We start from the raw sequence: 14301 nt of genomic DNA on the forward strand, positions 1-14301 counted from the left end.
CGCTATCGCGAGGCGGCGGAGAGCGGAATTATCTAGTATCTCTCTTCGTTTTTGCAGAAATTCATATTATGTCTAAGCAGGACAGGCTTCAATAGAAAATCTTATTATTTCAATTTTGTCACCCCCAACTTACGGAAAGGTATTTAACCACTTTATACATATTTTGGATTTTAAATGGTAAAATGAAAAAAGAACAATAGCTTAAGATTTAAATTTAGTAGTTGCAAAATTATGAGTGGAGGGAGATATATGAAAGAAATAATCCATTTTCTTATGAAGGGATGGCTAAAAAGTAAGTATATTTTCCTGTTTCCGATTGCAATGGGGCTTCTTGTTTGTATACTGCTTGGCATTAATAGTACGCAGTCGGGTGCAACGAAGAACGAGTTGCAGGAAACATTCGACAATCGTGAAGAAACTGTTCGTCTTTTAATTTCCAGTATGCTTACGAAAGACCGCGTTATTGGTCTTACACCTGATGAACGGGAATCGTTGGACATTCTTTTGTTGAAAGAAGAGCATATAAAAGAGATATTGGCAAAGATTAGTGAAGGGGATCTCCAGATTGCACAACAACAGCTTGCCTATATAAATGAGTACGAAACATATACCGCCACAACCAAATTTATACCTTACCTAAATCAAGATACATTAAAGCTTGAGCGACTTATGGCCGAACATTTACTTGAATATGATCTCCCGTATACAGAGCAGATCACTCCCTATAAAACGACCCTCTTTACAAAGCAGTTATTCCAGATTTTTTTTAGCCCAATTACTATATTTATGCTCCTGCTTGTATTTTGTTTTAAATATATGGCTGACAAAGAAAAACGGCTATTTGATTTCTTTAAAATAAACTCATTATCCAATACATCCATTTATTACGGATACTTAGTTCCACTGCTAAGTATAGTATTTATGTATATTTTAATAGCAAGTATTCTATCATTTTTACCTCCGTTATTAACTGGGAATGTCAATACAATCTTTTACCCGCTGGAAGTAGCCGTCGGTTCAGAAATGATTTTGGTACCTGTATGGAAGTGGCTAGTTTTTATTCCGATTGGCTGGGGGATTTTCATTTCATTTCTATTGCTTATAACAATTTGTCTGTTCAAGCAGCAAGCCAATTTAGGCGTCTTGTTCTCTATCATTAGTATGCCGGTTTTCATCAGCTACATGATTTCATTAAAGACTGGATTCCAAATAGGCAACCCGATTCACTTAATTGCTTCATATGAACCGCACTTGTTGACTTCAAATCGTTTTGTTCTGTATTTACTTGGCATGCTATTGCTGCTCATTTTTAGTAGTATCATTGCGTATGTTATTATTCGAACAAAAAATATCAAGTTTACAGTACCTCAACTAAATACAACAAAAAAGCAGTATCGATCAACACAGAAGTTTAAGCTTCTGCAATTCGAGCATTTAAAAAAGAAGCGCAAAGGACATATTCTTTTTACTATCATTTTATTATTCGGAATGATTGGCGGCGTCGTTATTGCAGTGAATGAGCAGTATCAAACATTCCCTGACAAAGCATTAAAAGCGATTGAAAGTTATCAAAATCAAATTATTCAAGATCAGGCACATTGGAAAATGGTCGCGGAAGAATTTGAACTCGAACAGGCATTGCAACAGCAAATGGCGGAGCAAGCCGGAGAAGAAATGGAAATACTGGATGAAAACCCGTTCCAATTGATGATAAAACAATTGGAAAATCGGTATGATGCAGTGGAAAGTTTAAAAGGCGAGATTCATTCCCCTGACTTTTCCGAAACTTTTCGTAAAGTTATGAAGTCGCTGGAGCCAGGTTCATATAAAGACAGCGAAAGCACAAGCACTTTGACAGATATGGCATCTGAAGAGCAGCAAATGATTCTGGAAGACAAGGGGATTACCCCATGGCCACTTGGACATAAATGGGTTTCCAATTTTCATGATCCGAGTCGTGCTGTTGATAATGACCATTTTAAAAGGTTAAAGCTTTTCCAGGAACAAAATACTAAATATGACAACAGCAGTTTGTTCGCTGTCTACAAATTTATGGATTGGAATATGATGCTGTTTGTATTGCTTCTATTTGTATTACTGTTATGGACAACGATGGCTGAGGAGCGCAGTCCTAATCCAACGATTAACTTTTTAGTAACGAAGCCGATTCGAATTACTTCTGTTTATATAACGAAATGGCTCTATAATTTTGTGATTGCCTGTAGTTTACTCCTTATTAGCAGTACGATCGTTTTCCTCGTTGCCATACTTATTGGGGGCTTGGGTGAAGCGAATTATCCGATTTTGATTTATGCGAAGGAAAGGATAGAGGAACATTTTTTCCTTTCAACAGCCGATAATGCGTATTTTTACTTTGAAAGCCTGGCTGCACTTCTTGTGAAAAGTGGAATTCTTATTATCGCTCAAATTTACTTTTTGAATAGCCTGTTTAGTTTCATAGGAAAAGTGATGAAAAACCATTACACAGCTATTATTGTGACGTTCTTGATTGTCATTGCAGGCTATACTGCTGGAAACTATTATATTGAATTAACGAGCAGTTTTTATAATCCGTTTGTCTATTTTGATACTTGGAATGTGATAGATGGCTGGAAATCTATTGAAGCAAACAACGGGCGAGTGAACTTTATAAGTGGCACAGTCATATTACTTATTAGCGGAAGCTTCTTGTTCGTTATCGGTTTTTTATTTAGAAGGAGGGTGGCATCTTAATGGTATTGCACGTACATCAGCTCGAAAAAAAGTATAAAAATAAATCGGTTCTCGAAAATATTAATTTTTCGATTGGAGGCGGGGAAATTATCGGCCTTGTAGGACCAAATGGGGCAGGGAAATCAACGTTAATGCGCTCGGTATTAGGGCTGGAAGAAATAAATAGCGGCTCAGTTCAAATAAATAACATTTCTCATAATAGCCCTGAATTTTTTAAATATATCTCTTTTTTACCGAGTGATAATTACTTGTATATGCAACTAACAGGTTATGATCATCTGTCGTTTATTGCCAATGTCTATAAAATTCCCCCTAATGATATCGAGGATATTATAGATCTAGTCGGAATTCGCTCCTATGTGAATCAGCCTGTGAAATCCTATTCTTACGGGATGCGCCAACATTTGTTTATTGCGGTAAGTATTTTGACAAAGCCGCTCATTATTTTAATGGACGAACCGTTTAACGGATTGGACCCAACAAGCACTATTGAATTAAAACAATTGATCCGCACACTGCATGGACAGGGAATCAGCATCGTCATCTCCACACATAACCTCGATATACTGGAGGATTTGACTGATACAATCTGGTTTATTAAAGAGGGAAGGCTTCATACAAATCAGCTCGAGTCAAAGATCGATGTACCTTATGAAATTAAGTGTGATCCTAATCATGACCTTGCTCAAATAATGCAAGGTAGTGAACTTCCGTTTCAAATAAATGAAAATCGACTTATTACAGATGCGTCATACTCGATTGAAATCTATCTGCAATGGCTACTTAAGCAGAATATACAAATTCAGTCGGTAAATCCGTTAAAACGTAATTTGGAAGAGTTGTATCGAGAGTTTTATGATGTGTAGTTAATATAGTAAATTATAAAAAGCCGTTGTCGTATATTGCGACAACGGCTTAATTTATTGTGAAATGAAGCTTCTGAAACCAAAAACTTCAATTAAATCCTCGATAAGTCCTCTTTAGCCTCCCCTAAAAAACCACAATACAAAGAAAGTTATGTGATATTAATTAACATTGAAACTGAAATAAACTACATTTTACCGTGCTACATCATACCAAGGAATTTGTGGGTTAACATTGAGGCAATAAGCTTGTATACCAAACTTAATAAGAAGTTCAAATAAAAGAAATTTTGCAATTTAAGAACTATATTTACATAATTTTATTAACCATAATTAGAAGGAAAAGTAATTGATAACCAAAATATGGATTCGTCATACTTCTTATATTGAGATAAGAATGTTCTGAAAATGGAATTGATACCAATTAAGTTATTCTATAGAATTTCACGTGTAAGGAAATCTTACATCAAAAAATCCTTACGTAATAGTTTGAAGGGGGTTAGTGAATGAAAAAGCTGAAAAATATATGGTTTATGGCAATGTTGACACTTGTGCTTGTTGTATTAACAGCATGTGTCGGTGATAATGCCGAAGAACCAGCAAAAACGGGAGCAGAATCAACATCAGATGGTACAGCTACTAAAACAGAAAAGCCAGAGGGTGATACTGTAAAAGTAGGGATTTTACACTCATTGAGTGGCACGATGGCAATCAGTGAGGTATCACTAAGAAATGCCGAAATGATGGCAATCGAAGAAATCAATGCCGCTGGCGGTGTTTTAGGCAAACAAATTGAACCAATTATTGAAGATGGTGCTTCGGATTGGCCAACATTTGCTGAAAAAGCAAAAAAATTGCTTCAAAGTGATCAAGTAGCCACAGTATTCGGTGGTTGGACTTCCGCATCACGTAAAGCAATGCTTCCTGTATTTGAACAAAACAATGGCTTACTTTGGTACCCAGTGCAATATGAAGGAATGGAATCTTCGCCGAACATTATGTACACAGGTGCAACTACTAATCAACAGATTGTTCCAGCAGTGGACTGGCTATTAGAAAACAAAGGGAAGAAGATGTTCTTAATAGGTTCAGACTATGTATTCCCACGTACTGCTAATAATATTATAAAAGCCCAATTAAAGGCAAAAGGTGGCGAACTAGTGGGTGAAGAATATACTGCCCTTGGCCACACTGACTACTCGACATTAATTTCAAAAATTAAGGCGGCAAAGCCGGATGTTGTGTTTAACACATTAAATGGCGATAGTAACGTCGCATTCTTTAAACAATTAAAAGATGTAGGTATTACAGCTGAAGAACTACCTGTACTTTCAGTATCTATTGCTGAAGAAGAAATTCGCGGTATTGGTGGTGATGTTGTAGCTGGCCATTATACTTCTTGGAACTATTACCAGACTCTTGATACAGCAGAAAATAACGAATGGGTAGCGAACTTCAAAGCAAAGTACGGAGATGAAGTTGTAACAGATGATCCAATTGAAGCGGCCTACTTTGCAGTTTATTTATGGGCTGCAGCAGCAGAAAAAGCCGGTTCGTTTGATGTAGATGCTGTGAAAGAAGCTGCAAAAGGTATTGAGGTGTCTGCTCCAGGTGGTACCGTAAAAATCGATGGAGATAACCAACATACTTACAAAGTCGTTCGTATCGGTGAAATCCGTGAAGACGGTTTAATTGATGAACTTTGGAATTCAGGTGAGGCTGTGAAGCCAGATCCATACTTAGAAAACTATGATTGGGCAGCATCTGTAAAACCAGGTGAATAATGGCTAACCATCATAACATGGGGAAGATTTTCTAATTAAATTTTACTTGATTGGTGGGCTGCGGCAAGACAGCGAAAATGCTATATTTTGACATCCCCAATTATGGTGATGAACCTGAATAATTGAAAAAGTACGCTCCTACATCAAGTAGGGGCAAACTTTTCAATCGAGGAGGTCTATGATGGAGATTTTGTTGACACAGCTATTTAATGGTTTAAGCTATAGCTCGTTTTTATTACTGATTGCGTTAGGTCTTTCGATTACTTTTGGCTTAATGCGTGTTATGAATATGGCACATGGTGACATGATTATGATCGGCGCATATGTTACCTACTCTGTTCAATTAATTTTTGTCAGTATGGTACCTGAGTCTTTATTTGATTATTATTTTATTCTCTCTATTCCTATTGCGTTTATTGTAACAGCTTTAATCGGCTTGTTAGTTGAAAAAAGTTTAATTCGATTTTTATATGCCCGACCACTCGATAGTTTATTAGCTACTTGGGGATTGAGCTTAATTTTTCAGCAAATTGCCCGTATGATTTTTGGGGCTCCAAACGTTGCCGTAACAGCACCTTCTTGGTTGAATGGCAGTGTGGAAATTGCTTCGGTGGTGTTGCCATATAAACGATTATTTATTCTTGTACTTGTATGCTTGTGTGTGCTGGGGCTTTATTATTATTTAATTAAAACGACTGCGGGTAGACGAATGAATGCCGTAACACTTAATCGACCAATGGCAGCAAGCTTAGGTATTAATACACGGAAAGTAGATGCTACAGCCTTTGCATTAGGCTCTGGTTTAGGTGGAGTGGCAGGATGTGCACTTACTTTACTAGGTCCAGTCGGTCCAACTGTAGGGACTAATTACATTATCGATGCATTTATGATTGTTATTTTAGGCGGTGTCGGCAAAATTAAAGGCACGGTGCTTGGTGCCCTATGTATAGGCTTATTAAGTACATTTACTGAATACGGTACAAGTGCCACGATTGCAAAGGTAGTTGTGTTTGCTTTCATCATTATCTTCCTTCAATGGAAGCCATCAGGACTGATTTCAACTAGAACACGAGTGCTGGACTAAGGGGGGAACGATATGGCCAAAAGTACGAAAGTTAGTTTTTCAATATTATTTTTAATTCTTGCACTAGCACCACTTCTTATGTCTGATTTCCGTATCTCTTTATTAGCAAAATTTTTATGTTTTGCAATTATTGCGGTAGGGATTAGCTTAATTTGGGGTTCTACAGGGATTTTAAGTTTAGGGCATGGTGTATTTTTTGGATTGGGTGCCTATGCAGTAGGAATGTATTTGAAAATTCAAGCGTCACCAGGTGGGATTCCAGACTTCATGCAATGGTCAGGTGTAAGTGAGCTACCACTTTTATGGAAGCCTTTTGCTAATCCAGTCTTTGCATTGTTTATGATGATTGGGTTGCCCGTTGCCTTGGCATTTATTATTGGGTTCTTTACATTCCACAACCGAATTAAAGGGGTTTACTTCTCTTTGATTTCACAAGCATTAGTTGTTGTGTTTGTAACGCTATTTATCGGTACACAGGATCTTACGGGCGGTACGAATGGTTTGACGAATTTTACGACAGGTTTCGGGGTGTATTTGACGCATCCAGTCGTACAAAAGGTGCTGTATTATATCACGATTTTAATATTACTCTTAATAGTTCTCATTAGCTTATGGCTAACACAAAGTCGTGCAGGGAAGCTATTGATTGCGATTAGGGAAGGGGAAAACCGTGTACGCTTCCTTGGTTTCAACCCTACAACGTTTAAAGTATTTATATACTGCGTATCGGCAGCGTTTGCCGGGATTGCGGGCGGATTATTTGTCCTGCAGGTCGGTATGATATCACCAGAAATGATGGGGATTATTCCTTCAATTGAGATGGTGCTATGGGTAGCCGTTGGTGGACGTTATTCGATTTTTGGTGCGGTAATTGGTGCAGTGTTAACAAATAGTGCAAAAACATTTTTCAGTGAATCATACCCGGATATGTGGTTGTTCTTATTAGGAAGCTTATTCATTTTAGTCGTACTCGTGATGCCGAATGGTTTAGTCGGTGTGGCGCAGTCGCTTTATGCAAAATGGTTTAGATTCAAAACGTCTAAAAAAGCAGGGGGAACGTCCTATGACCCAAATACTAACTTGCAATGATGTGAAAGTGGATTTTGATGGTTTTTTCGCTTTGAAGGGTGTGGATTTACAAGTGGAGCAACAGGAAGTTCGTTTTTTAATCGGACCGAATGGCGCTGGTAAAACAACCTTGTTGGATGTGATTTGCGGGAAAACACGAGCAACTGAAGGCTCTGTATTTTTTCAGGAAATGGAGGGCTCTATTCATAAGCTAGAAGAGCATAAAATTGCGCTTGCTGGGATCGCTCGTAAATTCCAGGCACCGTCAATTTTCCCGCAGTTAACTGTGTTAGAAAATTTAGAGCTTGCGATGAAACAAAAGAAAACATTGTGGCATATGCTGTTTGCCAAAATGGACGATCCGACAAAGGAAAAGATTGAGTATACGCTTGAAAAAATTAATTTAACACAGGAACGTAATCGTTTGGCTGGCTTTTTGGCACATGGTCAAAAGCAGTGGCTGGAAATTGGGATGCAGCTCATTCAAGATCCGCAGCTGCTTCTGCTTGATGAACCAATCGCCGGCATGTCCGGACAGGAACGTGAAAAAACAGGTCGCCTCATTCACGATGTGTCAAAGGAATGCTCAGTACTAATTGTTGAGCATGATATGGAGTTTGTACGTAATTTCTCCAAGCAAGTAACGGTGATGCACGAAGGCAAGGTACTTTGTGAGGGGGATATGAATACGGTACAAAATGACGAGCGTGTTATTGAAGTGTATTTAGGGAGGGGGAAAACACATGCTTAATGTCAAAGGAATCTTGGCAGGTTATGACGGCAGCATGGTGTTAAATGATCTAACCTTCCAAGCACAAAAAGGACAAATTGTTGGAGTTTTAGGACGAAATGGTGTGGGGAAATCGACATTATTAAAATCCATTATAGGGTTAGTCCCTTTAAAAGAAGGTGACATCCATTTTCATGAGCAAGGCTTAAAAAAGCTGCCGATCGATAAAAGAGCACGACTTGGTATCGGATACGTACCTCAAGGACGTGAAATTTTCCCGTCACTAACGGTTGAGGAAAATATATTACTAGGTTTTGAGATGATGGGCAAAGCAGGGAAAAATAAAAAAATACCTGATGAAGTTTTTGAGTGGTTCCCTGTTTTAAAAGAAATGCTTCATCGTAAAGGTGGCGACTTGTCAGGTGGTCAGCAGCAGCAGCTCGCGATTGCCCGCGCTTACGTCGGACAGCCGGATATTTTACTTCTGGATGAACCAATGGAAGGAATCCAGCCATCCATCGTGCAACTGATTCAACAAGTTATTATGAAAATTGCCCGCGAAAAAAATATCGGTGTTGTGCTTGTGGAGCATGATTTGGATTTGGCTATGGAAACGGCAGATTTCATTTATGTAATGGATCATGGTCATATGGTCGTAGAAGGTGAAACGAATAAACTCAACATACAAGATATCGAAAGGCATTTAGTTGTGTAATGTTTTAAATATATGGAGCACTTGCTGCTCTTTATATTTTTGGAAACATCGTGTCACGAATAGAAAGATAGGTGTTATGAATGTGGAAATATGTCAGCAAGCGATTTGGGAAAAGTGCGCTAGCATTAATTATTTGTTCATTTATATGCTTTATACTAATTCGCCAGCTCCCGGGAAGTGCAGCTTACAGTATTTACGGGGCTAATGCCCAGCGTCTAACAGAGGAAGAGCAAGTAAGAATTGAACAAGCACTGCTTGGAAATGAGTCGTTGATTATGCAATACATCCATTGGATAGGAGATATTTTTCGGGGTGATTGGGGATTTTCCTTTAGTAAACAACAAAACGTACTAACTTTAATAATGGAACAATCACTCTATACAGCAATAGTTGTTACGCTTGCATTAGTTTTTACAAATATCCTAATGACTCTGTGGTTTTACCTCTTGCAGCGATTACGTCATAAACTGTTGCGCTCTATTTTAGGGGGGCTTCTACTAGGGGCTATGGTTGTGCCTGGTTTTTGGCTTAGCTTCTTTTTACTGTGGCTATGTGGTGTTATGCTTGGCTGGTTTCCGATCTATGGTGTAGGGGATGGCAGTATGGGGGCACTCATATACCACGCAATATTGCCAAGTATAGCCCTTGCGTTACCGGCAGTATATTACGGGGTGAAATTATTAGAGGACCAATTTGCCGGGCTGAAGCAGCAACCGTTTATGATTCAGCTTCAGAGGCGTGGGATTTCGAGGAGCCGATTGGCAAGGCATACCTTTCCGCATGTAGGTTTAGTTTATTTGCAACTTAACGGTTATTTTGTAACAGCGTTTATCGGAGGGACGATCGCTGTTGAAACAGTTTTTTCGATTCCAGGCATCGGAAAGCTCACAGTTGAAGCGACCAAACTGCATGATTATCCAACGTTATTGATGATTATTTTAGTAAGCTTAGCTGTTATTCTGGTAGTGCAATTACTGATTGATTTGTGTAGCTGCTGGATTGATCCGAGAGTATATAGAAGTTTAAAGGACTGAGTAACTCATGTTATTGATCATTATGATTGTAGTGCTAATGGTATTAAAGGGAAATCCATATGAAATGTATATAGGAGAAAATAATGTAGCACCGTCCATCACACATTTCTTTGGTACAGATGCATTTGGACGAGATGTATTTAGTCGAACGATAGCTGGTGCAGGCTATTCTATTTTAATGATAGTAATTGCGATAAGCGTCGTTTTAGTTATTGGAGTGAGCGTAGGTGTCTTGAGCAGCCTCGCTCCAAAATGGCTTGGAGATAAAATTATTGTTGTCCTTGATTTTATGAACAGCTTGCCGTCCATTGTCTATATTTTGCTTGTCGCCTCACTCGTAAAGCCTACACTATGGACAATTCCAATCATTATTGGCTTATGTAGCTGGATGACGCTTGCCCGACAAGTACGTATGCAATTACTACAAGAGAAGCAGCAGCCATATATCCTTATGGCAAAGCAAATTGAAACAACGAGGTGGCATCGTTTAAAGCGCTATTATATCCCTGCTATCTATCCTATTTTAGGTATAACGGTCATTCATGAGGCGATTCATGTGTTATTTGCAGAAGCTACAATTAGCTTTTTAGGCTTTGGACTCGCAGTGAATACTCCGACGCTCGGTAATTTACTTATGGATGCGCAAAGTTACTTTTTACTTGGTGCCTGGTGGAATATTTTATTTCCGGGACTATTTATAGCCGCTATTACGTTGTACTTGCTACATCTAAAAAAGAAACATTTTGAAGGAGGTGGAAAAGATGCTGCACGTAACGGGACTTTCCGTTTTTTGCGAAGGAAATTGCATCGTAAAAGACGCAACACTTCACATCAAGGCGGGCGACAAAATAGTCCTTACAGGGAAAAGTGGGATTGGTAAAACGATCCTAGCCAAAGCGCTTTACGAAGGTGGCGATGAAGTAGTAACCGAAATTACAAAAAAGGATATCGTCCTTTTACCGCAGCATGCTGAGCAAAGCTTTAACCCTCTACAAAAAATAAGAGCGCATTTTGAAGATATTCGTCTTTCAAAAGGCATCGAAAAAGAGCAATTCTGGACTGAAATTACTGATTATTTTGACTTATTTGAGTTACCAACTTCTTGTTTACGCTACTACCCATACGAATGCTCTGGAGGTATGCTACAGCGAATTCAGCTTATTTTAGCGCACTGTCAACAGCCGAAGCTATTAATAGCCGATGAGCCGACCGCTGCATTAAATGAGGCATTTATCTCCAAAATTTTATCCTTTTGGGAGGAGTCATGCGCAGCCGGGATGGCTATTCTCGTTATCACCCATCAAGTAAAGCGGTACAGTGAATTTGCAACTCAGTTTTTAAAGCTTGAGAATCAGAAACTCATAACTTTTCTCGAACAGCCTATGCCTCATGTTAAACCACTGAAATTCCAGCAAAAAGGCTTATTATGCTGCAGGCTGGACGGGATTGCCTATCGACAAACAGGCGGCTTTTGGCGGAAGCGTTTAACACAAGTATTAAAGATTGAACAATTTACTTGTCAGCAAGGTGAAATTGTCGGTATTTGTGGTGCAAGTGGAAGTGGGAAGACGACCTTTCTACATGTGCTGTTATCACAGCTTGTATTTACAGGGGAGGCAGTACGACCGCGTATACAATATGTACCACAAAGCTATACAGATAGTCTCCCTGCTAAATGGACTGTAGCCCAAGTTATACGGGAAGCGCAGGAAGCAGCCGACTGCACTAAAGAGGAGTGTATCAGTCTACTTGAGCAACTACAGATACAGCCTACGCTTTTAAAACAAAAGGTATCTACATTATCAGGAGGGCAATGTCAAAAGCTTGCATTGTTCCGCGTGTTACTTAAGCGTCCAAAGCTACTACTATTAGATGAAGCTTTTGCTAGTTTAGATGAGCAGACAACAGAGGCAATTACGGACATTTTACTTCAATTTGTTAAGAGAGGCTTAACGATTGTAGCAGTCAGCCATGATGAGGCTTGGTTAAGAACTTACGCAACCAAACAATACATTGTAGAACGTCAGATCGTAAAGGAGCATTATCTTGAAAAAAGTCATAGTACTAATCATTATGTGCCTCATGCTAACAGCGTGTAACACAGCTACCAAAACGGTAAACACACAATCACCAGAAAATGAACTACGCTATGGTATTACGAAATCAATCGAACATTTAAACCCCATCTTAACAGAAGAAGGTCATAGTGAACTTCAATCTCTCGTGTATAGGGGCTTAATGAAACAAACAGAAACTAACGATGTGGTAGGTGATGTAGCAAAAAGCTTTACTATTTCTGAAGATGAATTAACCTATACATTTTTGTTACATGAAGCAACTTGGCATGACGGTCAGCCAATTACGGCAAATGATGTGAAATTTACACTCGATCAAATCAGAACACCTGAAGTAGCATCACCGTATTTTAGTGATTTTCATACAGTTACAGATGTACAAGTTATGGATGAACAAACCGTACAAATTATCGTGAATGAGCCGACGCCTACTTTATTACATAAGCTAAAGGTTGGATTACTCCCACAGCATATTTATGAAGGGCAAAATATATTAACTGCCCCACAAAATACAGCACCTGTAGGAAACGGACCATATGTACTAAAGGATTGGAGTGCTGATGATGTATTGAAATTTGAAGCAAATGAAAACTTTTACGGTACAACGCCTGAGATTGAGCGAATTATTGTTTTCACAAAACTAGATGAAAACGCCAAGCTATTACGTTTAAAATCAGGGGATTTACATATCGCACAAATTACACCACAGCAAAAGAAAGCGGTAGAAGCGTATGAACATGTGGTGGTGAAAACTTTACAAACAGCTGATTATCGGGCGCTGCAATTTAATCAGCAACACCCACAATTAGCAGATGAACGTGTCCGAAAGGCGATTAATCATTTGATTGATCGGGACCAATTAATACAGCTTGTTTTACATGGTACAGGTGAGCAAGCATTTGGACCATTGCAGCGTAGCTTTGCACGTACAGATGCTGATGTGTACCAATTAGATGTCGCACAAGCAACGAAGCTTTTAGAAGAAGCAGGCTATAAAAAAGAGACGAAATATTTTGAGAATGAAGATGAGGATCTACAGTTTAATGTCGTTGCACCGATTACGGATGCTGTTCGTGTGTCTTTAGCAACGGTCATTGTCGAGCAACTACAAGCAAATGGTGTCAATGCGATCCTGCAAACAAAGGATTGGTCAAATATTACGATTGAAGCTGAGGATACATTTATGATTGGCTGGGGCAGTGAAGACGATCCGGATACCCATACGTATCGAGTGTTCCATAGTACGGAGCATGCACCCGTAGGCTATAACTATGCATTGGTTAATAATCCCGAGATCGATGAGGCGTTAGAGAACGCAAAAGGCGGGACAAGGGAGCAGCGTATTGAGAATTATGCTACGTTCCAGCAGCATTTAGCGGATGAAATGGTGTTTAGCTTTTTAGTCTATGTAGATGGTATTTATGCGATGTCAGACAAGCTGGTCGGTACAAGTAATAGAATACTAGGGCACAACGGTTTTGGCATCATGTGGAATATTGAGGATTGGAGATGGGAGGATTTAGATGTGTGATACGTTAAAAAGATTTGGTGTATCTATGGAGCCGACATTATTAAAACAGCTCGATGATTTTGTTCTTCAAAAGGGATTTCAAAATAGGTCCCATGCCATCCGAAGCATCGTCAGAGAAACATTAATAAATCATTTAGATGAAAAGGATGTCGTATATGCCTCCATTCAATTATCAAAAGAAGCGTTGGAATCACGATTTAGCGAGATTATAAAGCGCTGTGAGTACTGGGGCAGCATCAAGGCTTTTACAACGGTATTTACTGATTATCAAACAATTAGTATGCACTTTATATTGGAAATGGCAACAGAGCGTATTGGAATCATGGAAAATGACCCGTTGCTCTATCCAATTACCATTCATTCAAAGGGGAGCGATAAATGTGAAATTAACGAATAGAGAACAAGAAAAATTAATGATTGTCGTGGCTGCTGATTTAGCCTATCGTCGCAAAGCGCGCGGCTTGAAGCTAAATTATCCCGAAGCAATCGCTATTATTACGTATGAAATATTAGAAGGAGCACGAGACGGTAAGACCGTAGCAGAGCTCATGGATAGTGGCCGTCATATTTTACGCCAGGAGGATGTAATGGAAGGTGTTGCACAAATGATTCATGACATCCAAGTAGAAGCAACCTTCCCAGACGGTACAAAGCTTGTCACAGTACATCATCCAATTCAATAGG

At 39.1% G+C, this 14301-nt stretch carries 13 protein-coding genes; all 13 read left to right on the top strand.

Annotated features, from left to right (window positions below; translation table 11 throughout):
- Positions 1 to 249 precede the first annotated feature (249 nt).
- The 13 genes from MKY13_RS07290 to MKY13_RS07350 all read left to right on the top strand — a co-directional run bounded on the left by MKY13_RS07290 (position 250) and on the right by MKY13_RS07350 (position 14300).
- Entirely contained in the window at positions 250 to 2733 is a 2484-nt protein-coding gene (locus MKY13_RS07290) for a hypothetical protein (RefSeq protein WP_339216100.1), read from the top strand.
- On the top strand, positions 2733 to 3599 hold the full coding sequence (locus MKY13_RS07295; protein ID WP_339216102.1) for an ABC transporter ATP-binding protein: 867 nt from the start codon (positions 2733 to 2735) through the stop codon (positions 3597 to 3599). The genes MKY13_RS07290 and MKY13_RS07295 overlap by 1 nt, the downstream gene beginning before the upstream one ends.
- A 503-nt stretch (positions 3600 to 4102) precedes the next feature.
- Positions 4103 to 5380: an urea ABC transporter substrate-binding protein gene (gene urtA, locus MKY13_RS07300; RefSeq protein WP_339216104.1), complete on the top strand. Its 1278-nt coding sequence runs from the start codon at positions 4103 to 4105 to the stop codon at positions 5378 to 5380.
- Positions 5381 to 5561: 181 nt separating this feature from the next.
- On the top strand, positions 5562 to 6464 hold the full coding sequence (gene urtB, locus MKY13_RS07305) for an urea ABC transporter permease subunit UrtB (protein ID WP_339216106.1): 903 nt from the start codon (positions 5562 to 5564) through the stop codon (positions 6462 to 6464).
- A gap of 12 nt (positions 6465 to 6476) precedes the next feature.
- Positions 6477 to 7553, top strand: coding sequence for an urea ABC transporter permease subunit UrtC (gene urtC, locus MKY13_RS07310; RefSeq protein WP_339216108.1), 1077 nt, complete (start codon positions 6477 to 6479; stop codon positions 7551 to 7553).
- Positions 7528 to 8283 (top strand): urea ABC transporter ATP-binding protein UrtD, encoded by a 756-nt coding sequence (gene urtD, locus MKY13_RS07315; protein ID WP_339216110.1) that lies wholly within the window; start codon positions 7528 to 7530, stop codon positions 8281 to 8283. The genes urtC and urtD overlap by 26 nt, the downstream gene beginning before the upstream one ends.
- A complete protein-coding gene (urtE, locus tag MKY13_RS07320) occupies positions 8276 to 8977 on the top strand; it encodes an urea ABC transporter ATP-binding subunit UrtE (RefSeq protein ID WP_339216112.1) in 702 nt (233 codons plus the stop codon). The genes urtD and urtE overlap by 8 nt, the downstream gene beginning before the upstream one ends.
- Positions 8978 to 9057: 80 nt before the next feature.
- Positions 9058 to 10011 carry an ABC transporter permease gene (locus tag MKY13_RS07325; RefSeq protein WP_339216114.1) on the top strand — a complete coding sequence of 318 codons (954 nt, stop codon included), beginning with the start codon at positions 9058 to 9060 and terminating at the stop codon, positions 10009 to 10011.
- Positions 10012 to 10018: 7 nt separating this feature from the next.
- Positions 10019 to 10891: an ABC transporter permease gene (locus tag MKY13_RS07330; RefSeq protein ID WP_339216116.1), complete on the top strand. Its 873-nt coding sequence runs from the start codon at positions 10019 to 10021 to the stop codon at positions 10889 to 10891.
- Complete coding sequence (locus tag MKY13_RS07335; RefSeq protein ID WP_339216119.1) at positions 10773 to 12110, top strand: ATP-binding cassette domain-containing protein; 1338 nt, start codon at positions 10773 to 10775, stop codon at positions 12108 to 12110. Before MKY13_RS07330 ends, MKY13_RS07335 begins: the two co-directional genes overlap by 119 nt.
- Positions 12058 to 13617, top strand: coding sequence for an ABC transporter substrate-binding protein (locus tag MKY13_RS07340; protein ID WP_339216121.1), 1560 nt, complete (start codon positions 12058 to 12060; stop codon positions 13615 to 13617). The genes MKY13_RS07335 and MKY13_RS07340 overlap by 53 nt, the downstream gene beginning before the upstream one ends.
- Positions 13610 to 14014 (top strand): hypothetical protein, encoded by a 405-nt coding sequence (locus MKY13_RS07345; RefSeq protein WP_339216123.1) that lies wholly within the window; start codon positions 13610 to 13612, stop codon positions 14012 to 14014. The genes MKY13_RS07340 and MKY13_RS07345 overlap by 8 nt, the downstream gene beginning before the upstream one ends.
- Entirely contained in the window at positions 13998 to 14300 is a 303-nt protein-coding gene (locus tag MKY13_RS07350; protein WP_339216125.1) for an urease subunit gamma, read from the top strand. The genes MKY13_RS07345 and MKY13_RS07350 overlap by 17 nt, the downstream gene beginning before the upstream one ends.
- Position 14301 lies beyond the last annotated feature (1 nt).

The sequence above is a fragment of the Solibacillus sp. FSL W8-0372 genome, from assembly GCF_037969735.1.
In the GTDB taxonomy this organism is placed as follows: domain Bacteria; phylum Bacillota; class Bacilli; order Bacillales_A; family Planococcaceae; genus Solibacillus; species Solibacillus faecavium.

Coding starts and splice junctions, on each gene's coding strand:
- urtD (WP_339216110.1), top strand. CDS start 7,528: ATGACCCAAATACTAACTTGCAATGATGTGAAAGTGGATTTTGATGGT.
- urtA (WP_339216104.1), top strand. CDS start 4,103: ATGAAAAAGCTGAAAAATATATGGTTTATGGCAATGTTGACACTTGTG.
- MKY13_RS07330 (WP_339216116.1), top strand. CDS start 10,019: ATGTTATTGATCATTATGATTGTAGTGCTAATGGTATTAAAGGGAAAT.
- urtE (WP_339216112.1), top strand. CDS start 8,276: ATGCTTAATGTCAAAGGAATCTTGGCAGGTTATGACGGCAGCATGGTG.
- MKY13_RS07295 (WP_339216102.1), top strand. CDS start 2,733: ATGGTATTGCACGTACATCAGCTCGAAAAAAAGTATAAAAATAAATCG.
- MKY13_RS07335 (WP_339216119.1), top strand. CDS start 10,773: ATGCTGCACGTAACGGGACTTTCCGTTTTTTGCGAAGGAAATTGCATC.
- MKY13_RS07290 (WP_339216100.1), top strand. CDS start 250: ATGAAAGAAATAATCCATTTTCTTATGAAGGGATGGCTAAAAAGTAAG.
- MKY13_RS07345 (WP_339216123.1), top strand. CDS start 13,610: ATGTGTGATACGTTAAAAAGATTTGGTGTATCTATGGAGCCGACATTA.
- urtB (WP_339216106.1), top strand. CDS start 5,562: ATGGAGATTTTGTTGACACAGCTATTTAATGGTTTAAGCTATAGCTCG.
- urtC (WP_339216108.1), top strand. CDS start 6,477: ATGGCCAAAAGTACGAAAGTTAGTTTTTCAATATTATTTTTAATTCTT.
- MKY13_RS07325 (WP_339216114.1), top strand. CDS start 9,058: ATGTGGAAATATGTCAGCAAGCGATTTGGGAAAAGTGCGCTAGCATTA.